This window comes from Saccharothrix sp. ST-888 (assembly GCF_000955975.1).
Classification (GTDB): domain Bacteria; phylum Actinomycetota; class Actinomycetes; order Streptomycetales; family Streptomycetaceae; genus Kitasatospora.
Map to the genome: position 1 here is coordinate 1 of NZ_JYJF01001028.1, position 288 is coordinate 288.

Genomic DNA, 288 nt, shown 5'->3' on the forward strand with positions numbered 1-288 from the left:
GCACCCGGCACTGCTCGACGCCGCGCTGCACGCGGTGGGCATCGGCAACCTGCTGGAGGCGAACGGCGGCGGACGTCTCCCGTTCGCCTGGAACGGTGTTACCCTGCACGCGGCTGGTGCGTCGGCGGTGCGGGTGCGAATGTCCCCGGCGGGCAGCCGGGACACGGTCTCGCTGGTGCTGGCGGACGGGTCCGGTCAGCCGGTCGCGTCGGTCGAGTCGCTGGCGATGCGCGAGGTGTCCGAGGAGCAGGTGCGGGCCGCCCGTGCGGGCTTCGTGGACTCGCTGTT

Annotated in this window: 1 protein-coding gene; it reads left to right on the forward strand. The window is 73.6% G+C overall.

Annotation, left to right across the window (positions count from 1 at the left end):
- Positions 1 to 288: polyketide synthase dehydratase domain-containing protein (locus UK12_RS35440; RefSeq protein WP_045307341.1), on the forward strand; the 288-nt coding region annotated here is incomplete at both ends.